The 24,210-nt window shown below is 45.3% G+C and carries 20 protein-coding genes; 13 read left to right on the forward strand and 7 right to left on the reverse strand.

Annotated elements, in window-relative coordinates; all coding sequences use genetic code 11:
* Positions 1–92 precede the first annotated feature (92 nt).
* Positions 93–974 (forward strand): universal stress protein, encoded by an 882-nt coding sequence (locus tag C8R30_RS07460; RefSeq protein ID WP_177182343.1) that lies wholly within the window; start codon positions 93–95, stop codon positions 972–974.
* A gap of 39 nt (positions 975–1,013) precedes the next feature.
* Here C8R30_RS07460 and C8R30_RS07465 read toward each other — a convergent pair whose 3' ends face one another.
* Entirely contained in the window at positions 1,014–1,847 is an 834-nt protein-coding gene (locus C8R30_RS07465) for a hypothetical protein (RefSeq protein ID WP_146162684.1), read from the reverse strand.
* 692 nt (positions 1,848–2,539) lie between these two features.
* Positions 2,540–3,292, reverse strand: coding sequence for a DUF1194 domain-containing protein (locus C8R30_RS07470; protein WP_107789897.1), 753 nt, complete (start codon positions 3,290–3,292; stop codon positions 2,540–2,542).
* A gap of 406 nt (positions 3,293–3,698) precedes the next feature.
* On the opposite strand from C8R30_RS07470, the gene C8R30_RS07475 reads away from it, so the two are divergent.
* From C8R30_RS07475 to C8R30_RS07505, 7 genes are all read left to right on the forward strand, one after another.
* Complete coding sequence (locus C8R30_RS07475) at positions 3,699–4,964, forward strand: MFS transporter (protein WP_090670651.1); 1,266 nt, start codon at positions 3,699–3,701, stop codon at positions 4,962–4,964.
* Entirely contained in the window at positions 4,961–5,815 is an 855-nt protein-coding gene (locus C8R30_RS07480; protein WP_090670649.1) for a DUF3025 domain-containing protein, read from the forward strand. The genes C8R30_RS07475 and C8R30_RS07480 overlap by 4 nt, the downstream gene beginning before the upstream one ends.
* A 47-nt stretch (positions 5,816–5,862) precedes the next feature.
* A complete protein-coding gene (locus tag C8R30_RS07485; protein ID WP_090670646.1) occupies positions 5,863–6,912 on the forward strand; it encodes a class I fructose-bisphosphate aldolase in 1,050 nt (349 codons plus the stop codon).
* 39 nt (positions 6,913–6,951) lie between these two features.
* A complete protein-coding gene (locus C8R30_RS07490; protein ID WP_090670643.1) occupies positions 6,952–8,034 on the forward strand; it encodes an ADP-ribosylglycohydrolase family protein in 1,083 nt (360 codons plus the stop codon).
* A 107-nt stretch (positions 8,035–8,141) separates the two neighbouring features.
* Positions 8,142–9,605 carry an IMP dehydrogenase gene (guaB, locus tag C8R30_RS07495; protein ID WP_090670640.1) on the forward strand — a complete coding sequence of 488 codons (1,464 nt, stop codon included), beginning with the start codon at positions 8,142–8,144 and terminating at the stop codon, positions 9,603–9,605.
* Positions 9,606–9,618: 13 nt separating this feature from the next.
* Entirely contained in the window at positions 9,619–11,178 is a 1,560-nt protein-coding gene (gene guaA, locus C8R30_RS07500) for a glutamine-hydrolyzing GMP synthase (RefSeq protein ID WP_090670637.1), read from the forward strand.
* Positions 11,179–11,337: 159 nt separating this feature from the next.
* Positions 11,338–12,192, forward strand: a complete 855-nt coding sequence (locus C8R30_RS07505; protein ID WP_090670634.1) for a hypothetical protein — start codon at positions 11,338–11,340, stop codon at positions 12,190–12,192.
* A gap of 78 nt (positions 12,193–12,270) precedes the next feature.
* On the opposite strand, the gene C8R30_RS07510 is transcribed toward C8R30_RS07505, so the two are convergent.
* Together C8R30_RS07510 and C8R30_RS07515 are read right to left on the reverse strand one after the other, a co-directional pair.
* Positions 12,271–12,576: an RnfH family protein gene (locus C8R30_RS07510; RefSeq protein WP_090670631.1), complete on the reverse strand. Its 306-nt coding sequence runs from the start codon at positions 12,574–12,576 to the stop codon at positions 12,271–12,273.
* A complete protein-coding gene (locus C8R30_RS07515; RefSeq protein ID WP_090670628.1) occupies positions 12,560–13,000 on the reverse strand; it encodes a type II toxin-antitoxin system RatA family toxin in 441 nt (146 codons plus the stop codon). The genes C8R30_RS07510 and C8R30_RS07515 overlap by 17 nt, the downstream gene beginning before the upstream one ends.
* Positions 13,001–13,101: 101 nt before the next feature.
* On the opposite strand from C8R30_RS07515, the gene smpB reads away from it, so the two are divergent.
* Both smpB and C8R30_RS07525 read left to right on the forward strand, forming a co-directional pair.
* Positions 13,102–13,545 (forward strand): SsrA-binding protein SmpB, encoded by a 444-nt coding sequence (smpB, locus tag C8R30_RS07520; RefSeq protein ID WP_090670625.1) that lies wholly within the window; start codon positions 13,102–13,104, stop codon positions 13,543–13,545.
* Positions 13,546–13,590: 45 nt separating this feature from the next.
* A complete protein-coding gene (locus tag C8R30_RS07525) occupies positions 13,591–14,604 on the forward strand; it encodes a COX15/CtaA family protein (protein WP_090670621.1) in 1,014 nt (337 codons plus the stop codon).
* A 130-nt stretch (positions 14,605–14,734) separates the two neighbouring features.
* On the opposite strand, the gene C8R30_RS16400 is transcribed toward C8R30_RS07525, so the two are convergent.
* The 3 genes from C8R30_RS16400 to C8R30_RS07535 all read right to left on the reverse strand — a co-directional run bounded on the left by C8R30_RS16400 (position 14,735) and on the right by C8R30_RS07535 (position 17,902).
* Positions 14,735–15,004, reverse strand: coding sequence for a PP0621 family protein (locus C8R30_RS16400; protein ID WP_258191964.1), 270 nt, complete (start codon positions 15,002–15,004; stop codon positions 14,735–14,737).
* Between the two features lie 294 nt (positions 15,005–15,298).
* Entirely contained in the window at positions 15,299–16,786 is a 1,488-nt protein-coding gene (locus C8R30_RS07530) for a sensor domain-containing phosphodiesterase (protein WP_090670617.1), read from the reverse strand.
* Between the two features lie 75 nt (positions 16,787–16,861).
* Entirely contained in the window at positions 16,862–17,902 is a 1,041-nt protein-coding gene (locus tag C8R30_RS07535; protein WP_090670615.1) for a phosphoglycerate mutase, read from the reverse strand.
* Between the two features lie 434 nt (positions 17,903–18,336).
* On the opposite strand from C8R30_RS07535, the gene C8R30_RS07540 reads away from it, so the two are divergent.
* From C8R30_RS07540 to C8R30_RS07550, 3 genes are all read left to right on the forward strand, one after another.
* Entirely contained in the window at positions 18,337–19,593 is a 1,257-nt protein-coding gene (locus C8R30_RS07540; protein ID WP_090670612.1) for a TolC family protein, read from the forward strand.
* Between the two features lie 158 nt (positions 19,594–19,751).
* A complete protein-coding gene (locus tag C8R30_RS07545) occupies positions 19,752–20,900 on the forward strand; it encodes an efflux RND transporter periplasmic adaptor subunit (protein ID WP_258191961.1) in 1,149 nt (382 codons plus the stop codon).
* A 3-nt stretch (positions 20,901–20,903) separates the two neighbouring features.
* The gene (locus C8R30_RS07550; protein WP_090670608.1) at positions 20,904–24,104 is read left to right on the forward strand and encodes an efflux RND transporter permease subunit; all 3,201 of its coding nucleotides are present in this window, start codon (positions 20,904–20,906) and stop codon (positions 24,102–24,104) included.
* Positions 24,105–24,210 lie beyond the last annotated feature (106 nt).

Raw genomic sequence — 24,210 nt, forward strand, 5'->3', positions numbered from 1 at the left:
GGGGTTCACAATAAGTATGCGGGATAATCCTTGTACCAGTAATCATTATAGAATTGGCCTGTTTGTTCTGTTCAATGATGGGGTATTGCAAGATGACTGCGATTAAATCGATTCTGGCGGCAACAGATTTTTCTATCGATGCGCGATACGCCGCTGAACGGGCCGCCATGATTTCTGCACAGTTAGGCATAACCAACGGTGTCATTCTTCATGTGCTTAAATCTTCCTGGCTGGATACATTGAAACAATTTGTCAATTTACCTGTTGAAACAGAGCAAACTGTTATCAGCGATATGTCTCAGTCGCTTAATGAAATTATTGTAGGCATCCAGCATCAGACAGGCTTTGCATTCAAACCAAAGCTATGCTCCGGAAATGTGCTGGATACGATTCTGAAGGTGTCGGAGACGTCTGATTTATTGGTACTCGGTGCGCGGGGAGAAAATCCGCTCAAAGATTTTGCGATTGGCACGACCGCTGAGCGACTCATTCGGCAGAGCTGGAAACCGATTCTGGTTGTCAGAAGCGAACCTAAAACAGTCTATCGACGTGTGCTCGTTGCTGTCGATTTCTCTCCCCATTCGTTGTCAGCATTTGCATACAGCAAATTGATTGCGCCAGACAGTGAAATTTATCTTACCCATGTTTTCGAGGCGCCGTTCGAAAGTAACATGCTGTATGCGGGGGTAACAGATGAGATCATTCATGAGTACCGCGTCAATGCGCAGCGTGAAGCCGAAGCGGAGATGAAGCGATTTATCGAAACATCGGGTGTGGATTCGCATAATGTGCATCGATTAATCGAACATAGCCGCCATGTGCCTACCAAGCTTAGGGATAAGGTAGCCGAAATCGACGCCGATCTCGTGATTGCCGGTAAACATGGTAAGTCGCTGGTTGAACAGCTATTGATAGGAAGCGTCACGCTACACCTGTTAGCTGAATGCCCCTGTGACGTATTGATAACGCAGTAAGGAAAGGCTCAGTAGAACTGCGCATGTCCTGTTTGAGTATTATTGCAGTAAAGACTGCAACGTTTTAACTGATGTGGGATGCATCTTTCTGCCGCGTAACAGATAGAAAGGTTCTGAATAGAGCGCTTTGATATCCACAGGTACTTCAGGAAACTTCTCGGCATATTCTTCTTTGACAAAAAATGCATTTGCTCCAGTAGCGGCGTTGCAACAGATCAACCGATAACCAAATTGCGAAAACAATTCGACAAACATCTGTAAAGATGCACCAAAATAATCGTCAGATTTCCAAAAATGTTGTGGATTGTAAGGCATGGTAAATTTCACACCTGGGGGAAATTTTGCATTGTATTCTGCGATAAATAATTTTGGATTAGCTCCATTACGTAACAATTCTTCAATAAAGTGAAAATCGTTGCCATCAAGATCAAGCGATATGACATCTACCTCTGATGCAATCGTCTTATAAAGACTAAGGATATTTTCTTTCGTTATCCAAGTTTTAGTAAATGTTAATTTAGATGATTTAGATACGTCTAATATGATATCTTGTCCACCGAACCAACTGCCGGACCAACCTAATGCAAGCAAGATAAGCGTATTGTTTTCTGTACCATCACCGACACCAAATTCACAAAAAAATCCTTTTGAAATACCCATACGAGAAAGAATTTCAATCGTTAACCCGTCTTCATCACTCTGGGAAAAACCAAAAGCCCCATACCTGCAGAATGGATTAGGGTGCTCCATCTGGCGACGTCGTATTTCTTTTCTTAATTCAAGCTCATACAAGTTAGTTAACGCATCTAGCGGCATAACTTTTGTCAGAAATCTGCGGGTGAAACTCAGTAATCTGGATTTTAAATTTCTCATTTTTTTACCTTGAGTCTTTGTGTGGCTGTTTTTTTGAGTTGCAAGGTTAGCATTAGAGCCTCTTGCAAAATTATCACGAGCTAGCCGAATAAGTCCGACATCTGCTAATTAAAGCAAATTTTTATGGCTCTTCAGGAAGATTTGTGAGTAATGCTATAACGAATATGTAACAAAGGTGCTAGTTTTTTTGTTTTTGAGATAAAGGGTAGTGCATCCTGCTGTTCTTCTGAGAAGATGGAAGTGTTGAACAACCCTCAATCAGAAGGAAAGGAACAGGATGCATATCAAGACTATCCTGACATCGTGTTCAGAAATTCAAGTCATTTGTATATGGAAGAGTCTGATAAGTGGAAGATGACTTGGTCCCAATAGAGTAGTAAAAGGTGACAGAGTAAAAGATGACACGTGTTTTCAAATATGTCAGTCCCTGGGTTTCCTTATGGATAGGCTACTTTCTCTCTATTAGCTATTCGGACCGCTCATTCAGCTTAATTCTTGAATTTTGCAAGCCCCTCTTTAGTTTAAACATTAAGAAAGAGCGCCGGTAAGTGGTAGGGTTGAAGGCTAACGTTGGCACAGCATATTTAACTGGTTATAAATATGCTGCCCTGTCCACGGTATTACAACATCGAGATTTAGAATGTACTTATGATCTTGAATTTACCCATGCACATTTTAAGTAAATCGAATTGTTAAATTTGTTTACGACGGTGACGCAAAGCTATGATTGAAAACAATCCCAAAGCGACAAGAGTCAATGAAGCAGGTTCAGGTATCTGATTGGGTTGTGTTTCTATGCGTAATTTTTGCTTAACACCATCCGCAAAAGCACCAAAATCAGCGGCATGTAATGAAAATCCGTTACTGGTAATTACATTGGCATTATAAAAATCATTAATGCTTGTTGAGCCAATAGTGATGCCATTAACAGTCACTCCTGCGGATACGGCTGCATCACGTGCTGCCTGAGTAACAGTTATGGTTGAAGTGCCATCTCCCGAAACATCCATTATCAAATTGGCGCTTTCAAAGCCGTTGTTTCCGGTTAACGTAGCTAACGATTTATTCATTCCACTTGAAATGACTGTCCCGCCACTGCCTGGGCGGACGAAATTGTCAAGTGTATCGGCAAAGGCGTTTATACTAGCCACAGAATCCAACAGAGTAAAAGAGTCCAGGCTGGTCGAATATGCATTTGAAGCAAAAAATATCGTATTGACTGCAATTGCTCCATGCGTACCGTTGTTCAGAATATTGTTTTGAACTATTGGATCACGAAAGGCATTAGCATAACCATCCATCATCAGGTTGTATTCGCTTGTACTAACACTACCTGAAATATCAATGACTAGTGATAGTTCCATATCAACCGTTACAGCAGAAGCAAAAGAAGAACTCATCAGTAATGGTATTGATGCGAGGGCACTTTTTGTTATTTTTTTCATAGCTTATGTCACCTTTAGTTGTGTTTATTATTAACAATTAAATTTCAAATGTACAAAGTACTATAAAATCATAGCAAAATTCATGCCTGCTCGTGATTTATATATAGAATACAATGACATAACCAAGTTGTTAAATTTCCCTATGTTAAAATGTGTAAAAAATGTCGACACTCTGTGCAAATGGGGTCAAGCAAGAAATGTGATCCAAAAACAAGAAAAAATTATTCGACCTGTAATCCGCTTAAAGCAAATCAGATCCACATGAAATTACAGCGATTTTGTGAACATTGATACACCAAAATAGCCTATTCGAAGGTATCCGGTATATGCAACCAAACGAATTCAGAGTTGTCTTTGGTGCTGGTTACAAAATGGATTCAATAGCAATCATTTGAGAAGGTTAAGCTTGAAGAAAACCGAAGAGATCCTCCAGGTGGGCAGCAGCTCGGAATTGATCGAATGCGGTGTGATTCCCCATCCGCTTCCTGTACATGAACAGCCCATCCTTTTGGTGCTGGCTGGTGTACATTTCATTCATATCATGGATTTCATGATGATGCTGCCTTTGGGTCCGCAATTCATGAAATTATTCGATTTTACTCCGCAGCAATTTGGTCTGCTGGTTTCGGCGTATGCATTTAGTGCAGGTATTTGGAGTTTTTTTGCTTCTTTTGTAATCGATTGGTTCGATCGTAAGACCGTTTTGATTACGCTGTGCGGAGGGATAGGGATTGCTACGCTACTGTGTGCATTGGCAACCAATTATCCCACGCTATTGCTTGCGCGTATTGTGGCGGGGGGATTTAGCGGTATTACCAGCGCTATTGTTTTCGCGATTATTGCGGATATTATCCCAGCCCGTCGACGCGGCGCAGCAACGGGAACGATCAGCTCGGCTTTTTCCATGGTGGCCGTGATCGGTATGCCGATTGGTATGTTGCTCGTTAATTTGAGCGATTGGCGTGCACCTTTTTTTCTCCTGGCAGCACTCAGTGCCTTCATGGTGATCGTGGCGATGCGTGTGCTGCCCCCGCTGCGCGGCCATCTGATTCATCAGTTGGAACGGCATCCTTTCAGGCAGTTGCGTGCGATCTTTTTTGAGCGCAATCATTTGTATGCCTTCGCGTTAATTGCGATGTTGATGTTTGCTGGATTCTCCGTCAGTCCGTTTATCAGCACCTATATGGTGATTAATGTTGGTATGGCGGAAATCGATTTGCCTTATCTTTATTTTTTTGGTGGGTTAGCGACATTTTTTACGGCTCGCCTGTTTGGCAAGCTTTCAGATCTGCATGGCAAAAGGAAAGTGTTTGGCGTGACAGCAGCGCTTTCCGTTTTTCCTATCCTGATGGTGACCCATTTGTCACCAGTGCCGACCGTGCTCGCTCTCGGCATTACGACATTGTTCATGATGCTGGTCTCTGGACGGTTTGTTCCTGCCATGGCATTGGTGACGGCGAGCGTAACACCGCGTTTGCGGGGAAGCTTCTTGAGTTTTAATATCTCAGTTCAGCAATTGTCTGCAGGATTGGCTACATTGCTCGCCGGTTCCATCATTGGCACTTCGGTCAACGGTACGCTGACGCATTACGATGATGTAGGTATTATTGCGGCAGTGGCAACACTCGCAAGTATTGTGCTGGCCGCCAAAGTTAATGGAGTCCATGAATGATGGCTCATTCCCAATCCAATGAGTGGTTGCCGGGTTTTTTACGTGTCTCGCCCCTGTACGCGCCGCTATGCGCAACCGGCGTATCTCTCAAGCATCTCGATCGATGGCCTGATATTGAAGACCTCAATCAACTGCTTAATGATTCTGCTGCCTCCGCTAAGACAAAATCGGGTAGGGAAATTCGTTTCGTACGGCAAACAAAGGTTATGAGCAAATTTGCTCAACAATATGAACCCCGGATTTATCTGACAGGCGAAATACAAACCCGCGAACGAAATTGGCACGATCTTTTCAATGCTTTGGCCTGGCTAACCTATCCTCGGGCTAAAGCTGCTCTGAACCTTTTGCATTACCATGCTTTATTGCAGGAAAGAACACTTCAGCAGCCCATGCGCGGCCGTTTGCGCGATGCGGCTACTCTTATCGATGAATCGGGGGTGGTGGTCGTTAGCAGTAACCCGCATTTGATTGGATTGCTGAGAAATTTTGAATGGAAGGCTTTATTCTGGGAGCAACGCACTACGCTCCTTGAGCAAATGAAATTTTATGTCTTGGGCCATGGTTTATTAGAAAAAGCGCTGCGTCCCTATCCAGGCATGACAGGGAAAGGGATGGTGATGCCAGTCGAGGATACTTTTTTTGAACAAAATTTAACCGATCAGATTGCTATGATCGATGTTTGGTTGGATAATTTTCTAAGGCGCTCTACTTTAAGTTCGACTGATTTGGCACCTGTTCCGGTGTTAGGGTATCCTGGCTGGACACCTGATAATGAAGACTCGACTTATTACGATAATCAACATTACTTTCGTCCGCGAAGAATAATGAAACACCCGATACATTCTTGCTGAATGTGTCGAATGATGTTTCTTCTTGAAAACTCAGATAGGAGGTTGAAATGACAGATATCGCCGGATTGTTAGGTGATGAGGCAGACAAACTGCTCAATCATGTGTGTCAAGGTATTCCTAAAACAAGTTTGCATGTGCCAGGCCCCGATTTTATAGATCGGGTAGTGGCAGCGGGGGATCGTAAGCCGGGCGTGTTACGCAATCTTCAGGCGCTTTACAATCATGGCCGCTTGGCAGGGACAGGCTATTTATCGCTGCTACCCGTTGATCAGGGGGTTGAGCATTCGGGAGGGGCTTCATTTGCACCTAATCCGATGTTTTTCGACCCGGAAAATATTGTCAAGCTGGCCATTGAGGGGGGATGCAATGGCGTGGCTTCCACGTTAGGCGTGCTGGGTATGGTCGCGCGCCGTTACGCCCATAAAATTCCGTTCATTCTTAAGATCAACCATAACGAATTGCTGACTTATCCGACAAAATATGATCAGACCTTGTTTGCCAGTGTTGACCAAGCATTCGATATGGGCGCGTGCGCAGTGGGGGCGACCGTGTTTTTTGGTTCGGAGGAATCGCGCCGCCAGATACAAGAGATTTCCGAGGCATTCGCACATGCGCATGACCTGGGCATGGTGACGATTCTCTGGGCCTACACACGCAATGCAGCTTTCAAGACTGCGGAAAAAGACTATCATGTGAGTGCCGATTTGACCGGGCAAGCCAATCATCTTGCCGTCACGCTCGAAGCCGACATCGTCAAGCAGAAAATGGCCGAAAACAATGGGGGTTATACTGCGCTCAAGTTTGGCAAGACCAGCCCTAAAGTATATAGCGATCTGACGACTGACCATCCGATCGACCTGGTTCGTTATCAGGTTGCGAACTGTTACATGGGGCGGGTTGGCATGATCAACTCGGGTGGGGAATCAGGCAAAGATGATTTGCATCAAGCGGTGCGTACTGCTGTGATCAACAAACGCGCCGGCGGCATGGGACTCATTTCGGGGAGGAAGGCTTTCCAAAAACCTTTCAATGAAGGGGTCAAGCTGCTGAACGCGATACAGGATGTCTATTTATCTGCAGCTATCACTGTTGCTTGAAGGTCTATTTAATCTATCTTCTGGAAGGAGGGCAAAATTATGCCAGCCAATCATATTCAAGATCGAGCAGCAGGTGCTCTCATGGGAGCCTTCATAGGCGACGCATTAGGTCTAGGCCCTCACTGGTATTACCAACTTGACGCATTACATCAAGACTATGGTGATTGGATTGACGGCTATACAGATCCTAAACCCGGTCGATATCATCCCGGATGTAAAGCGGGTCAGCTATCGCAGGCGGGGTTTATTCTGGCGTTAACCGTAAGATCACTAGTCGAATGTGGCGCGTATGATCGCAATGATTTCTGTCGGCGGATGGATGAGGAGCTTTTCCCGCTCCTCGATGGAACGCCAGTGTGTGGGCCGGGGGGTTACACCAGCCAATCGATTCGCGAAGTATGGCGGCGTCGTGTCCAGCAGAAGTTACCATGGGGACAGACGGGCAGCCATGCTGATACCACTGAAGCCATCGAACGTACGTTGGCCATAGCGATTCGTTATGCTTTCCAACCTGCTGAACTCGCAGCCAATATCACAGACAATACCCTACTCACTCAGAGCGATGACATAGTCGTTTCGATGACAGTGGCTTATGGTGCGGTATTGGCCTTGCTCGTGCAGGGACACATGCTCGATACCGAATTGTCGGAAAAATTGATGGCGCTAGTCAAAAACGGGACTTTACCATTTCATGCCGTCACACAAGATGATCTGCAACCCCCGCGTCCGGGCGATCCCGATCCGCCGCGTGCGGGCCGCTTCGCTTCTCCGGATGCATTGCTTACCCCTTCCTACATGGCAGCCGCCGTAGCCGACCCGGATATCCGGATCGAACCTGCGTGGAAAGTATCGCTTGTCTATGGCATGCCTTGCGCGATCTATCATCAGTTGCCAGCAGCTTATTATTTAGCCGCTCGATTTCGAGATGACTTTGAATCTGCTGTATTGCATGCCATCAATGGCGGTGGGCAGAACCAAGCGCGCGCCATTTTAACCGGTACATTGGTGGGGGCGCAGGTAGGGATGTCAAGTATTCCTCAGCGTTTTCTCGATGGTCTCGATCAAGTGGACACACTTAGAAATTTAGCGATGGCCCTTGCCGCGAAAGTCGGCGATTCTTGAACGATTCGGTAGGTTTTATTATTTTTTTCAGTTTTTCTCAACGAACTCTTTAAAAATTTTGCATTCGGTTTCGTTATAATAGCGCTTTGTGAAGGATCGTTATCAATATGCGACTGATTCAGAAAGCACTCACCTTTGATGATGTTTTACTTGTTCCCGCACATTCAGCAGTACTGCCCAAGAATGTCGATTTAACCACACAATTTACCCGCGCTATTAAGCTCAAAATTCCATTGGTCTCGGCGGCGATGGATACGGTAACCGAGGCGCGGTTAGCGATAGCCATCGCTCAAGAAGGGGGTATCGGTATCATTCATAAGAATATGTCGATACAAGCGCAAGCGACCCATGTTGCCAAAGTCAAGCGATTTGAAAGTGGCATCGTGACCGATCCGGTGACAATTCCACCCAATATGACGGTACGCGGGGTGTTGGATTTGATTCAGCAGCATAAAATATCCGGACTGCCCGTGGTAGAAGGCACCAAGGTCGTAGGCATAGTGACCAACCGGGATCTTCGATTTGAAACCAATCTCGATCAACCCATCAAAAATATCATGACGCCCAAGCGGCGGCTTGTCACCGTCAGAGAGGGCGCTTCGCGCGAAGAAGTGTTGGCTTTGTTACACAAGCATCGACTGGAACGAGTGTTGGTGATCGATGATGCATTCGAGTTAAAGGGGTTGATTACTGTCAAAGATATCATCAAAACAACAGAGCATCCGCATGCCAGTAAAGACGAGCAGGAGCGGCTGCGGGTGGGTGCGGCGATCGGGGTCGGTGAGGGAAGCCAAGAGCGAGCGGAAGCGCTTGTCGAAGCGGGTGTCGATGTATTGGTGGTCGATACCGCACATGGTCACTCTCAGAGTGTGCTCGACCAAGTGCGCTGGGTTAAGAATCGCTTCCCGAAAATTCAGGTCATCGGCGGCAATATCGCTACGGCAGCAGCGGCCAAGGCATTGGTCGATAGTGGAGCGGATGCGGTAAAAATTGGTATTGGCCCGGGATCGATCTGCACCACCAGAGTGGTGGCTGGCGTCGGCGTGCCGCAGATTACAGCGATTGAGAACGTGACTAAAGCGTTGGATGGCACGGGCGTGCCTGCTATAGCGGATGGCGGCATCCGCTACTCGGGCGATATCGCAAAGGCGATCGCTGCAGGGGCTAACACGGTTATGCTGGGTGGCTTGTTTGCCGGGACGGAAGAAGCACCTGGGGAAATCGAGCTTTTTCAAGGCCGCTCTTATAAAAGTTATCGCGGAATGGGGTCGCTCTCAGCGATGCAGCAAGGTTCGAGCGATCGCTATTTTCAGGAGAGCAAGCAGCATGAGGCCCATAAGCTGGTGCCAGAGGGGGTGGAAGGGCGTGTTCCCTATAAAGGATCAATCCTCTCTGTCATACATCAATTGGTAGGGGGTGTTCGCTCCAGCATGGGCTATTTGGGGTGTCGTACCATAGAAGAAATCCACACAAAAGCCGAGTTCATTGAGATAACCTCTGCCGGTGTACGTGAATCTCATGTACACGATGTACAGATCACAAAAGAAGCACCTAATTATCACGTCGAATAACAACACATTTTTTATGCACCAGAAAATCCTTATTTTGGATTTTGGTTCTCAATACACCCAGTTGATTGCGCGCCGCGTTCGAGAAACGAATGTTTATTGTGAACTGCATCCCTATGATGTCGATCCTCAATTCATAAAAGCATTTTCTCCTGTCGGCATTATTTTATCGGGAGGACCCGCTTCTGCTTTTATTGAGAATACCCCACGCGCGCCCCAAATTGTTTTTGAGTTGAATGTGCCTGTTCTGGGTATTTGTTATGGCATGCAAGTTATGGCCGCCCAGTTGGGTGGTAGAGTGGAGAGTGCTAATCAGCGTGAATTCGGTTACGCCGAGTTACTGATTGAGGATTGCAAGCTCTTTGGTGGGATTAGTGACCGGATAGATTCTGATGGACAAGCGATACTCGATGTCTGGATGAGTCATGGAGACAATGTCGTAGCTTTGCCTACTGGCTTCAAGGTAGTTGCGCATAATGCGGCCACCCCAATTGCTGCGATGGCCGACGAGATGCGTCAATTTTACGGATTGCAATTTCATCCGGAAGTGACGCATACCTTGCAAGGTAAAACCATCATCGAGCATTTCGTACATAATATTTGTGCGGCAGGCTATGACTGGAACATGCCTGACTATGTGGCAGAGTCGATTAGTCGAATTCAGGCAAAAGTAGGCAGCGATAAAGTCATTCTAGGATTATCGGGCGGGGTGGATTCTTCGGTTGCTGCGGTGCTCATTCACCGCGCGATCGGCGATCAATTGACATGTGTATTTGTCGACAACGGCTTATTACGCTTGCATGAGGCGGAGCAGGTTAAAGCGGTTTTCGCCCAGAACCTGAATATGAAAGTGATTCACGTCGATGCAAGCAGGCAATTTCTCGAGCAGCTGCAAGGTGTGACTGATCCTGAGCAAAAACGTCGCATCATTGGACGTGAATTTGTCGAGGTGTTCCAGAAGGAGTCTGCCAACATTGCCGATGCACGGTGGTTGGCTCAAGGGACAATTTATCCTGATGTAATTGAATCTGCAGGCAGTCAAACTAAAAAAGCACACACTATCAAATCACATCACAATGTAGGCGGCCTGCCAGATACACTGCACCTTAAATTGCTCGAGCCATTGCGCGAGTTGTTCAAGGATGAAGTGCGCGAGCTTGGCTTGGTTTTGGGTTTGCCGCATGATATGGTATTTCGCCATCCCTTTCCCGGCCCAGGGCTGGGAGTCAGAATTTTAGGAGAAGTCAGGCAGGAATATGCAGATCTGCTCCGCCAAGCGGATGCAATCTTTATTGAGGAACTCAAGGCTTCCGGCTGGTACGAAAGAACCTCGCAGGCATTCGCTGTATTTCTGCCAGTGAAATCGGTGGGCGTCATGGGAGATGGCCGAAGTTATGAGTATGTCGTTGCATTGCGTGCTGTTCAAACACAGGACTTCATGACTGCACATTGGGCAGAATTGCCTTATTCTTTGTTAGCCAAGGTCTCTAACCGCATCATCAATGAAGTACGAGGCATCAACCGAGTGGTTTATGATGTTTCCGGCAAACCGCCTGCTACGATTGAGTGGGAATGAGTGTATTTCGGGGCATGACAAGCCGTTCTTAGCCAGTCTGTAGATTAACTGTTAGGTTCTGCGAGCGTTAGGTTATCAATCATCTTCTCGCTTAAGTATTTTTCTTTTTTTCCGTTAATTCTTCATTATCAGCTTGGAAATTAGAACAAGGAAGCGATCATGGAGATTTTCTTGAGCCTGGCATTCATCGCGCTCATGGGTGGGGTATTACTCCATCCCCTAATAAGACGTCGTCGCAGCAGTGCGGCTAAAGCAGCATTAACAGACCAGCAGATAATAAGCCATCACGACAAAGCAATAGGTGAGGCGAGTGCTTACATGCAGTTTAACTGCTTCGGTAAGCGTATGCAGCCTGCCGAAGGGCAGTACCACATTGTTTACACTAATGAGCACGGGGTAACGACCGAGCGAGATATCAGTGTCACGGGCGTCCATAGCCATAATGGCAAAGATGCTGTCATCGCATTTTGTCATCTGCGTAATGCACATCGGTTGTTTATCAATGAAAATATCGAGCGTGCGGTCGATCTTTATACGGGCGAATGGGTAGAAAGCGTTGCCCAGCATGCTATCGTAAGACATGAGAATAGCGAAGAAGAAAAAATGATGAACGCGCTCGACCAGGAAATGATGGCATTACATCTTCTCGTTTTTTTTAGTCGTGCTGATGGTCGTATGACCAAAACCGAACGGGGAATTATTGCGGATTATCTCAAACATCGCTACCAGGATATTGCATTTGAGGGAAACGAATTTGAGGAAGCGATCAACGCTGTCAGTACAATTGTCAAAAATGACTTTAAGCGAATCGTTGCAGATATGGTATCCAGCCGCGATAGCGAACGGTTGAGCGATATTTCAGATTACGCCAAGCGTATCGTTGCCACTCAAGAAATTGTCAATTTACTTGAAAAAAACGCACTGGAATTACTTGCGGCAGCAGTAGCCAAATGCGGGCCTTCCCTACAAGAGAGTGGATCAACTTATATCAAATCACAAACGAGCACACTCTAATGGGTAGAATGATTGGGGTCATGAAGATCATTTCTGAGTCGGTTGGCGATCTATTCCGCTGAATGGTGGCTTGATCGGCTAACCTGACTTTTTACTTTTTTCCGCCACACGTTTTCTTCTCTTTTCTTTGGGGTCGAGTAACAAAGGGCGGTAGATTTCAACGCGGTCGCCATTTTGCAGAAGGGTACCTGGTTTTGCTATCTTGTTGAAAATACCAAATTTTTGTGTGGTCAGATCGATTTCGCTAAATAGTGTGGTAACGCCAGATAAAACGATAGCTTGTTCAATCGTTGTGCCAATAGGTACAAAAAAACGTTCCAGAAACTGGCGATGAGGAAGTGCATATGTGACTTCAATTTCGATAGAATCAGTTGCGTGTTCCATAAATTGCTTCAGCGCGTTCGACGAATGCTTCCACGAAGTTGTTGGCAATGACATAGAAAACCGGCCCGACAAGTTTCTCCAGTAATTTGTGAGAGAACGTATAATGTAGGCGGAATTCAATCTTGCATGCGCTATCAGAAAGCGGGATGAAACGCCAATGACCGTCTAAGTGTTCGAAAGGGCCATCCAAAAGCTTCATTTCGATCAATTCAGGTGGATGGCGTTTATTCTCTGTGGTAAAGCTATGCTTGATATGATGATAGTTGATGTGGAGCGTAGCGTGGGCAATATCCTCACTTTGCAACTTGACGGATGCGCCATCACACCAAGGCAGAAATTCTGGATAATTTTCAACGGTATCAACTAATCTGAACATTTGGCCGGCTGAGTAGCCCACCAGTACTGATTTTTCTATTTCTGCCATAAAATTATTGACCCTTTGTTTTCAACTGAGCTGAAGTTGGAAAGCTGATAAACTAAAAGATATTAAGTTATTTGTCTTTGTTCCCATCATATAATTTCAAGATGAGTATCGCCCAAAACAAAAAAGCGTTTCATGATTATTTTATCGAGGAAAAATACGAAGCAGGTATTGTTTTGGAAGGCTGGGAAGTCAAAGCGATTCGTGCCGGACGAATTCAATTAAAAGAAGCTTATGTTATCATTCGCAACAGTGAATTATATCTTATTGGTAGCCATGTGAGTCCTTTACCTACTGCTTCAACACACATTAATCCTGACCCACTACGTACCCGTAAATTGTTACTCCATGCCGAACAAATAGAACGGTTGATCGGAAAAGTCGAGCGTGCCGGGTATACCCTTGTTCCTCTTGATATGCATTATAAATCAGGAAGAATCAAACTTGAAATAGGTCTTGCTAAAGGTAAAAAGCAATACGATAAACGGGAAGCTGAAAAACGTAAAGAGTGGGAACGCGATAAACAGCGATTACTCCGGGCGCGCTAGTCAACCCATTTTTCTTTCATTCATTGATTTTTTAATTTGTTCATTATGCAGAAACCCATCGCGATTTGGTTATTTATTTGTTGTGCGCTTGTCTTTGCCATGGTCATTGTAGGCGGCGTCACGCGCCTGACGGGTTCAGGTTTATCAATTGTTGAGTGGCAGCCGCTTATCGGTGCCATTCCGCCGCTGAGTCAAGAAGACTGGGAAATACTTTTGGAAAAATATCGTCAGATACCACAATACCAGGAAGTTAACAAAGGGATGACCTTGGATGAATTCAAGGGCATTTTCTGGTGGGAGTATTTTCATCGATTATTGGGGCGTTTGATAGGTCTGGTTTATTTCATTCCATTTGTCTATTTTATCACCCGCAAACAGGTGGATCGTGCACTTGGTATTAAACTGCTGGTTATTTTTATTCTGGGCGGTTTGCAGGGACTGATGGGTTGGTATATGGTCATGAGCGGCCTGGTCAACAATATATACGTTAGTCAGTATCGACTAACAGCGCACTTGGGATTGGCTTTTGTTATTTTTGCGGCCATGTTCTGGGTGGCGACAGGGTTGTTGTCATCAAGAGAACGTCATCAACAAGATAGAACGGAATTACAAGGGTTACGCCGATTTTCGTTTCTGATTACTACCCTTATTTTCATCATGGTATTATCAGGTGGGTTTGTTGCCGGCATACATGCAGGGTTGGCTCATAATACTTTTCCTTTGATGAGCGGCTATGTGCTTCCCCCCGACTTATTTGTGCTCGAACCCTGGTATCGTAATTTCTTCGAGAATATGACCACCGTTCAATTTAATCATCGATTGATCGCATGGACATTGGCATTTCTTGTGCCTATTTTTTGGTTTAGGGCAAGAAAATATACGCTCTCTAGCTCGGAACAGTGGGCTTGCCATCTGCTACTGGCGATGCTGGCGATACAGATCAGTTTAGGGATCGCCACTTTATTATTGGTCGTGCCTTTGCCATTGGCGGCTGCGCACCAAGGGGGGGCTATGCTGTTGTTCACTGCTGCACTATGGGTGAATCGAAAGTTGTCTTAAGGTGTGTCTTTGGTAAGCAACGACGTATTGTGAAAAAATAGGGATTTTGAGCATAGCGCTTAATTAATTCGATCTTGCTGAGTAACAATTCATCAGACGGCAAGCTATCTGCGGTACAAAAAGGGAAGGGTTACGATGGTGTTTTTGTATGTAACTTACGATGCTCGTTACTGCAAAAATAGTTGTCATTAGCTGCTATGCTTTCGCTTCTTGGTACATGTAAACCGCAGTGGGCACACCTTACCATATCTTCAATTTCGTTGGGTTTTGTAGGTGTTCCTTTGGGCCGTTGCAGATTCTTGAAGATCCAGTAAATTATCAATAAAACAATAATGAAGACTATCCATTTACCTAACACGGTTACTTTCCTTGTTGTTAGCACATTTATGGCTTGAATCATCGCAACTTCTGAAATGTATGGCAAATTTAATTTCAATTTTGTGGCTGCCTGAACGATTAAATAAAATTGGTTGAAAGCGATAAAGTGAGTTTCTCAGGTAAGAAATGATCGCTAATAGATTTGGAAAAAATGCTTCAACCGGTGCATCGAAGAAAGCACAGCAGTGGTATTTGATGCACGATGACGAAAACAGGTGAAAAGACGACATCGCTCAACATAATGAAATGTCTACTGAGCCTGTTTTAACAATCTAGTTAGCAGAATGAAGTGTTACTCAGGTTGCCTTGATGGGCATTATTCCAACTCTTTCAAGGAACAAGGCGGGGCGATGCCATACCCTTGGGCAAAATCGATTTTGATTTCGCGTAATTTCTCAATAACTTCGTGAGACTCAACGAACTCTGCAATGGTCTGGATCTTCATAAGATGGGCAATTCGATTAATTTCACTGACTTTCGTGAAATCAGAAGCATCATGAAGAATATTACAGATCAGGTTTCCATCAATTTTAACAAAATCAATTTTGATATTTTTAAGCAAATTAAACGAAGAGCGGTCATGGTTAAAACCGGAAAGTGAAACTTTACATCCCATTTCCCTCATTTTTTGAGCGAAGATCGCGGTATCCGGGACATTGGTTTTGGCATCTGATTCCTCGATTTCAAAACACAATGCTTGCGCAGGAATATTTAAATCGTGAAGCTGTTTCTTCACAAAATCAATGAATTCTGCATCATCGAGTGTATCTCTTGCGATATTTATGCACAGCATAGCATCTGATTTTGTTTTTTGTTTTGATAACCATAGTGTCAGGTGATTGACAACCCAGCGATCGAGACGAGGCATCAATTTGTATTTCTCAGCAATTGACAAAAATACACCGGGCGGTAACAGATTATTTTCTTCTTCGGACATCCTTACCAAAATCTCATAATAGGGTGGCGGGCTTATGTCCGGTCTGACTGGCACGATACTTTGGTAGTGCAGATAAAACTTATTCTGTTCAATTGCCTGGATAATTCGAGCGGCTGAGTCGATGGGGGGGGGCGAAGAATGCTTATTGTCTAATCTTCGCTCCGCTTCCCTATCATTTTGTGCCCCGGATGGATCAAACCTGGTAAATGTTGAAGCTATTTTGATTCGTTCGCTTTCTTTCAGTATCCTCGGTGTATAAAGTGTGTAAAAACCAGTCACCTTTCCTTTAGGATCAAAATGAGGGACAAATTGCTCGGTGATCAGGCAGGTCGCGCCATTTGCCAGTTTCTGGGTGCGCTGACCTTGTACCAATTCACCTGCCAGGACGCTCTCGATACTATTTTTGATTTCATACTGAAAGTGTTCGTTTAAGAATTCACCTAGAAAATGGTTGTCGATTTGTTCCGCTTTTAATCCAAACCATAAACGATAAGCCCGATTATGATAGCGGCACTGCTGTTCCGTATTGAAGTAGGCAAGCATGACCGGAAAATTTTCATCAACGATTTGGAGTCTGCTCTTATTTTCCGATGACGTTTTTTCAGCCCAGAGCCGATATTTGATCTCGTTTGCGAGCCTTTCCTTGTTTGCTGCAAATTGCGCCATGTGTTTTGCGAGTGCCTTTTCCGCGTGCGTGATTTGCACTATCATGGCGGTAATGGCCGCAAGCAGCATGACCCATAAGACACCAATAACCAGGGGCGCTAATTCCAACGTAAAGAAATCTGCTGCAATAAGTGTTCCTGTTATCGCGATGGCAATACAGGCAGCGAAGTAAGATTTAACACCGTTAAATTTGGGAGACATCTATACACTCATTTTCTATGATCACTGATAAAGGAGTATCGCCGTTTTGGACAAAATGGAATTTGATTGTATCGGTCAATTCTTTGCGTAACTCAATAAAGATTTCGTTCTCCTCCAAAATTTCCATAAATTACTACGCGTCAATTTGAAGTTTCTCACGCCATCGTCGTTTAACGTGGTGATTGTCAATTGCGTTATTTTTCCCGCTTTTATAGCGGTGAATAAAGGCTTGAACCAGTTGTTTTCCAGCGAGCTCAAGCATTGGCGCCATTCATATATATTTTTGTAGTGCGTTTTGTTCGCTAAACTATCAAGAATCACCAAATGGTGGCCAGGTTTGGCTGTTTGCTGCCATGCTCGCGCCGTTTCGAAGAGCGGTTGGTGTGGAATTTTACTGGCTACTGCGAGTGCCCAGCCAAAGGGATCATCACTCCAAACTTGATCGTAGCAAGCCCCTATGTGTTTGGGCATCACCCCGCCTCCCCAGAACCAAATGCTGTTGATCGCTAAATCACCGCGAATCTCTCGCGCCTGGTTGAGCGGATGGTCATGTAACAACATTTGTATCTCGTTGAATAGGTTGTGCCAAACTCGACTATCTTCACCAATCGGTAATTGCTGGTTAATATTTTTACCGGCTACTTCGCTGAGTAGGTGGGTTTGCAGGCGAGGGACCTTATCCGTACGGACATACCAGCGATCGGGTTGAAAGGGTAAAAACAATAAGCCATCTTTACTAAAGTTCTGATTGAGCGTATCGGCAAATTGTGTTGATTCCTTTAAGGAAATACTGAATATTTGGCTATCGGCCAACAAGATGTGATTGTTTTCGATACGCAGATGAACGGGGTCGGCACGCAACCAGTACTCATCCTGAGCTTGTAGCATCTCATCCGTGTCGTCTATTTTCAACGTGATGGGAGCAACGGGCCAATCTTGCTGCTTAGAGACACCAAAAGCTTGGCATAACCAAGCTTCCATGCTCAACGGCGGATTTTTGGTGTAGTGGCTTTTTGCCAGCAGGGTTTCCAAGGCAGCCAAGGATAAGTCATTATAAATTTCCGGTATCTCATTATCTGGCCAGAGTAGTCCTGGAACAAGCAGATGGAGGTTCATAGGTATCAAACGGTGATTAAGGCGTTTTAAGATAAAAATTCGTTAATTTGTTATTAAGAGTGACGAATGTTGTCAGTCATTATAAAATACAAATCAAATGGTTGCCTCTTAATCGTCCATAAGCATCATCTCGAGATCTTGCTTGACAAAATAAGTATTACAAGCCTCAATCATAAATCCTATAGCGTTGGTTCCTTTTTCACTTAATCGAGCCCGTTCAGCTTGTGTTCATTTTTTTGCGATATAGTCACCTGGGGCGGTATTAAACATACCAAAATATACGAAAGTAACCCCATGAAAATCTAACTAAATACTTCTTCTTTTTAAATAGACAATAGACAATCGATAGCCTATAGTGCGGGTGCGTCTTTTTAGACCCACTTCTAGGTGTTATTTCAACAATTTCTGATGATTCAAAATTGCTTAGAATTTCCATGCAAAAAATATTTATTTTGCTAATCGTGCTTTTTTTCTTGAGTTCATCGATTTCGGCGCAAGAGACATTAAAACTTTCTATCGAGGAAATACAGCGGCTGGGGTTAGAAGCGAATGGATTAGTGCTTGCTGCACGTTCACAGGTGAATATTTCAGAGGCAGGTGTGGTTGCTGCTTCAGCATTTCCAAATCCTGAAGTGACCGTCATGGCAGGCCCTGTTACGAGGCGCCTACCGGAATCCTTGACGGGGCCAGCCGCAGGGCAGCGCGTTGTAACTGTTAATCAGCCCATTGAAAACCCCTTTATGAGACAGGCCCGTATTGCTTCAGCAGAGGCAGGAGTTGAAGCTAACCGAGCCAGTTTTGATCAAGTACGTGCGGATTTGGCAGCTCAAATACGGGTGCGTGCTTACGAGTTAATATTACGCCAGAAACAGGCTGAAATTGAAGCGGGTATTTATGAGCTGTTGGAAGATGTTCGTCAAAGAATCAAACTGAATGTTGAGCGTGGTGAGGCAGCTCGTTTTGAACTGATTCGAGCAGATACTGAAGTGCAAAGCGCTGCAAATCGAAAAGAAGCTGCGCATTTGATTGCGCAACAGGCAAGGATTTCGCTGATGCAACTCACGGCGGGTGCTTTGCCGCTAAACTTTGAAGTGAGCGCTTCATTAGATGACCCTGATAATCTCCCATCGATGGAAATATTACGTCAGGAAGTTCCAAACGTGAATCCTGATGTGGTGCGTTTGCAAGCTGAGCAAGAGCGGGCCAAAATGCGTATCGATCAGGAGCGTGCCTCTGTGTTGCCTTCACTGAATGTGTTATATACGAACCATCAGGATGCGCAATTCAATGCTAATACGGTAGGGGTAAGCGTTCGGGTGCCGCTATTTTATCGTCGCCGGGGTGAGATCGATACTGCAATTTATGATGCTGCACGTATACGAGACACACTCGAATACCGTCGCTATGAAGTAGGTCAGCTATTTGAAATAGCATGGCAAGCATTGCAAATTGCTAAGCGCAGAGTAGAGATGTTTGAAGGCGGTCTTATCAAAGAAGCTGAAAATGCAGTGCGGGTCGCTCAGGCAGCGTATCGGTTTGGTGAGCGTGGACTTATTGAGTTACTTGATACCCAGCGAGTGCTTCGAGGCATACAGAATGATTCTTTACAAGCGCGCTTCGATTTGCAGGCTGCCGCTGCTGAGATTGATCGCCTGCGTGCATATTATCCTAAGGAACACACTGTAGAATGAAAATTAATCATATCTTGAGGAATTTTTTAGTAGCACTCGTCAATAAGCCGCAGTGTCCCGAGATCAGAATAATGAGAAATCATTTTGTTTCAATGAATTTGTTAAAAACTACGTCGCTTGACATGACTCGTAGTTATAAAGTTAAGTTATTTTGCTTCTTGAGCTTATTTTCAGCGGTGATGTTACTTGGGGGATGTGGTAAGAATGACTCAGGTACTTCTCAAGAACACGAATCCGTGCAACAAGAAGCAGAAGATGAGAGAGATTATAACAGCATAACAATTCGTCCTGAACTGATAGGGCGCATAAAAATCGGATCGCCTTCCATGGTCGATCTTGCAGATAGGATTCAGGTTCCCAGCAGGATTGAAATCGATGAGGAAAGGACATCACATATCGGTTCCTACGTTACTGGCCGCATCATTGATTTATATGTCGTGCTCGGCGACTCCGTCAAAGCAGGGGACCCACTGGCGCGTATTACTAGCCCTGAGTTGAGCCAAGCACAACTTGCCTATTTACGAGCATTGTCGAGAGCCCAATTGACTCAGAAGGCTTTTGAACGTGCTCATCATTTACTGGCTGCCGATGTGATTCCGCTTGCTGAAGTGGAGCGGCGCGAATCCGAGCTCGAAATCGCTACTGCAGAGTTGGAAGCGGCCACAGATCAATTGAAGCTGCTAGGTATGGACCGGGCTCAACTGGCGAAATTATCTAAGGAATGGAAAGTTTTACATTCGGTAGACTTGAAATCTAACAGAGACGGAATCGTTATATCCCGGAACGTTATCGTTGGCCAGGTTGTCCAGCCCGCTGACCCGTTATTTCAGGTGGCTGATTTATCTTACGTATGGGCGGTGGGAGAAGTACCTGAGCAAGTTGCTCGTACGGTAAGTGTCGGGCAGCACGTAGATATTAATGTGCCCGCAATAGGTGATGTGGAATATGATGGCGTGATCATTTTTGTCGCAGATACCATAAATCCTTTGACACGGACAGTGATGGTGCGGGTAATGGTCGAAAACTCGGAACGCAAACTTAAACCCGATATGCTGGCGAATATGCATATCAAGGAATCCCAACGAAAAACACTAGTGATCCCAGAAGCTGCGGTAGTGCGCGATTCAAATCGTGATTATGTATTCTTGGCTAAGACCGCTGACCATTTTCAGAGAATTCCTGTTGAGCTAGGTCCTGAAATAGCCGATTTTCGACCGGTTCTGGATGGACTGACGATTGATCAAAATATCGTGATCGAGGGCGCTTTTCATTTAGATAGTGAGCGTAAGCTTGCTGAACTGGAATAAGCCATGATAACCAATATAGTAGGGGCTGCGCTTTCCCAACGCTTGCTATTCTTGATAATCGGATTATCCCTTTGTGTTGCCGGAGGATTTTCAGCACAAAAATTGTCGGTAGATGCATTTCCGGATGTTACGAATGTTCAAGTGCAGGTTGCGACTGTAGCGATAGGTCGCAGCCCAGAAGAAATCGAACGGTTGGTGACTGTGCCGGTTGAAATCGCTATGACGGGCCTGCCTGGGTTGGTGGAAATGCGTTCGATGAACAAGAGCGGGTTATCACTGATTACGTTGGTATTTACCGATGCAACCGATGTATTCTTTGCGCGGCAATTGGTGATGGAAAGGCTGATTGAAGTAATGCCCAGGTTGATTCCAGGTATTACGCCCGTGCTTGGGCCGGTATCTACAGGGCTGGGCGAGATTTACCAATATACGATCGAGCACCCGGATGACGGAAAACGGGAGCTGACTATGGAGGAGCTGACAGAACGACGTACGATCCAGGATTGGGTCGTTCGCCCGATGTTACGCTCAATACAAGGTGTTGCAGAAATTAACTCCATAGGTGGATATGTCAAAGAGTATCAAGTGCTATTCGATCCGAATAAGCTGCGGCATTACGATCTGACGCTGGCTGATTTAGATCGAGCCATTGCAAGTAATAATGCTAATTCGAGCGGGAATATCTTGGCTTTGCACTCGGAACAATATTTGATACGCGGCGTTGGTTTGATCCGCAGTCTGGACGATATTAGAAATATTGTCCTTAAAGAGGTAGGCGGCATACCGGTATTTGTGCGTGATGTGGCAGAAGTTAGATTTGGCGGCGAAGTTCGGCAAGGCGCGAGTCTCAAGAATGGTTACACTGAATCGGTAGCAGGTATCGTGATGATGCTGCGCGCTGGTAATGCCAAGGAAATTGCCGGGCGGGTTAAGGAAAAGGTTGCTGAAATCAATGAGCGCAATTTGTTACCTGGCGGACTTCAGATTGTCCCCTTCTATGATCGTACTGATTTGGTTGACGGCGCATTGTCAACGGTTTTAAGCACATTAATCGAAGCCTTGATTCTGGTTATTATTGTCCTGTCGATTTTCCTTGGTAACGTTCGAACCAGTCTAGTTGTGTGTTTTACGCTCATTATCACACCGCTCGTTACGTTCATGGTGATGAATTACTTTGGCATGCCTGCCAACCTGATGTCGCTTGGCGGGTTAACGATTGCGTTGGGTATGATGGTGGACCCAACGGTAGTAGTCGTTGAGAATATTTATCAACGATTGGGGCAAGCGAAAGGTACGAATCAGTCCCGATATGAAATTATTGTTAAGGCAGTTTCTGAAGTGGGTACACCGGTAATTTTCGGTGTATTTGTCACCATTCTTGTGTTTTTACCACTGATAACGCTAGAAGGGATGGAGGGAAAAATGTTCAGCCCCCTGGCGGTAACCATTTCAATTGCGCTTGTCATTGCGTTATTGGTATCGATATTGTTATCACCCGTGCTGAGCGATTATCTCTTGAGTGGCGGTAACGAGCAGGATACCAAAATTATTGCCGTTCTTAAGTCTGGCTATTTGCGAGTTCTCAATTTAGCGCTCGGCAATCAAAAGAAAACGATTATCATCGCAGTGAGTATGTTGATGATTGCGTTTGCTATTTTTCCCTATTTAGGAAAATCGTTTATTCCTATCATGAGAGAAGGCGCTGTGACACCGGTAATTATTCGCGCCCCTTCAATCTCATTAGAGCAGGCGATTGAATTAGAGAACGAGGCCATGGCACTTATAGCGGCGATACCTGGGGTGAAGTCGGTTGTATCTAAATTAGGCAGAGGAGAGTCGCCCGCCGATCCTGCTTCGCAAAATGAGTCTGATCCTATAGCCGTGCTTGATTTGGAGGGATCTGGCCGTACCCAGCAGGAGATTGAAGAAGATATTCGTCAGGCGTTGTCAACGTTACCGGGTGTCAGTATCGTCATTTCGCAACCGATAGCGCAACGTGTGGATGAGATGGTTACCGGCGTGCGCTCGCAAGTTGCTGTCAAAATTTTCGGGGATGATCTGGAAAAACTCCGCGAGTTGTCAGAACAGGTGGCTCGTATCGTCAAATCGACGAAAGGAGCTAGGGATATCCGCATAGAACTGTTATCAGGTCAACAGGAATTGACCATTGATATCGATAGGCGTGCCATTGCCCGGCATGGCCTCAATGTGTCGGATGTCAATGAGTTGATCGCTACAGCAATCGGGGGCAAAGCTGTAACCCAGGTATTTGAAGGCGAGCGGCGTTTTACGCTACTCTTGCGATTGCCCGAAAATTTTCGTCATGATGTTGAAGCAATCAAAGAGTTACTATTGCTTAAACCTGCAGCCGGTGTGGCGGCAAATGGCACAGCTTTGCCAACGCGCAGTATGTTGGTACCGTTGAGTGCAGTAGCTGACATTCGAGTTGTCGATGGCCCGGCCATTATTTCTCGAGAATTTGCTATGCGGCGTGTGGTGATTGGGGCCAATGTGCACGAACGAGATTTGGGTGGATTTGTAGCCGAGTTGCAAGAGCGTACCGCGAAAGAGGTTAAATTACCCCCGGGTTATTTTTTTGCATGGGGTGGGCAATTTGAAAATATGGAGCGCGCCATGGCAACGCTTTCCGTCATCGTTCCTATTACATTAGCGGCAATCTTCTTTTTGCTGTTCATGCTTTTTAATTCTGTCAAGCTAGCTGGACTTATCTATCTGGTTTTGCCGTTTGCTTCAGTGGGGGGCATTGTCGGGTTATTTATTTTTGGCGAATACTTGTCTATACCCGCATCAGTAGGGTTCATAGCAGTCTGGGGGACATCGATATTGAACGGTGTTGTGCTGATTTCTTTTATTCGTGAATTGCGTGACAAAGGACTGAGTGTGGGAGATGCCGTTCGGCAGGCTTGTGAGCAGCGTTTCAGGCCAGTAATGATGACAGCGGCTACGACAGTTTTAGGCTTGGCGCCTTTTCTGATTGCTACGGGTCTTGGATCTGAGGTGCAAAAGCCGCTAGCTATCGTGGTGATCTTCGGGTTGACAACAGCAACGACCATGACCATGATTGTCATGCCAATGTTATATCGCTGGTTTGATGACAAAGATAAGCATAATACCCCGCCGATCGCGCCCGTTTTAGCGGAACCAGGGGCTACAAAATTCCAAGAAAATCAAAACAGCGTTTAATTTTCACATAATGGAATTCTTATTTAGCCGATATGTTTTGGCAGATAGGTAACGCTAGCTAATTGATATATTGACAATATGAATCTCCAATCCAGATTTTTTGCCT

Origin of the sequence: Nitrosomonas nitrosa (assembly GCF_003051105.1) — a bacterium.
Classification (GTDB): domain Bacteria; phylum Pseudomonadota; class Gammaproteobacteria; order Burkholderiales; family Nitrosomonadaceae; genus Nitrosomonas; species Nitrosomonas nitrosa.

Coding starts and splice junctions, on each gene's coding strand:
- C8R30_RS07490 (WP_090670643.1), top strand. CDS start 6,952: ATGCCAGCCAATCATATTCAAGATCGAGCAGCAGGTGCTCTCATGGGA.
- C8R30_RS16400 (WP_258191964.1), bottom strand. CDS start 15,004: ATGATTCAAGCCATAAATGTGCTAACAACAAGGAAAGTAACCGTGTTA.
- smpB (WP_090670625.1), top strand. CDS start 13,102: ATGAGTATCGCCCAAAACAAAAAAGCGTTTCATGATTATTTTATCGAG.
- C8R30_RS07485 (WP_090670646.1), top strand. CDS start 5,863: ATGACAGATATCGCCGGATTGTTAGGTGATGAGGCAGACAAACTGCTC.
- C8R30_RS07535 (WP_090670615.1), bottom strand. CDS start 17,902: ATGAACCTCCATCTGCTTGTTCCAGGACTACTCTGGCCAGATAATGAG.
- C8R30_RS07530 (WP_090670617.1), bottom strand. CDS start 16,786: ATGTCTCCCAAATTTAACGGTGTTAAATCTTACTTCGCTGCCTGTATT.
- C8R30_RS07465 (WP_146162684.1), bottom strand. CDS start 1,847: ATGAGAAATTTAAAATCCAGATTACTGAGTTTCACCCGCAGATTTCTG.
- C8R30_RS07540 (WP_090670612.1), top strand. CDS start 18,337: ATGCAAAAAATATTTATTTTGCTAATCGTGCTTTTTTTCTTGAGTTCA.
- C8R30_RS07550 (WP_090670608.1), top strand. CDS start 20,904: ATGATAACCAATATAGTAGGGGCTGCGCTTTCCCAACGCTTGCTATTC.
- C8R30_RS07480 (WP_090670649.1), top strand. CDS start 4,961: ATGATGGCTCATTCCCAATCCAATGAGTGGTTGCCGGGTTTTTTACGT.
- guaB (WP_090670640.1), top strand. CDS start 8,142: ATGCGACTGATTCAGAAAGCACTCACCTTTGATGATGTTTTACTTGTT.
- C8R30_RS07470 (WP_107789897.1), bottom strand. CDS start 3,292: ATGAAAAAAATAACAAAAAGTGCCCTCGCATCAATACCATTACTGATG.
- C8R30_RS07510 (WP_090670631.1), bottom strand. CDS start 12,576: ATGGAACACGCAACTGATTCTATCGAAATTGAAGTCACATATGCACTT.
- C8R30_RS07460 (WP_177182343.1), top strand. CDS start 93: ATGACTGCGATTAAATCGATTCTGGCGGCAACAGATTTTTCTATCGAT.
- C8R30_RS07505 (WP_090670634.1), top strand. CDS start 11,338: ATGGAGATTTTCTTGAGCCTGGCATTCATCGCGCTCATGGGTGGGGTA.
- C8R30_RS07525 (WP_090670621.1), top strand. CDS start 13,591: ATGCAGAAACCCATCGCGATTTGGTTATTTATTTGTTGTGCGCTTGTC.
- guaA (WP_090670637.1), top strand. CDS start 9,619: ATGCACCAGAAAATCCTTATTTTGGATTTTGGTTCTCAATACACCCAG.
- C8R30_RS07515 (WP_090670628.1), bottom strand. CDS start 13,000: ATGGCAGAAATAGAAAAATCAGTACTGGTGGGCTACTCAGCCGGCCAA.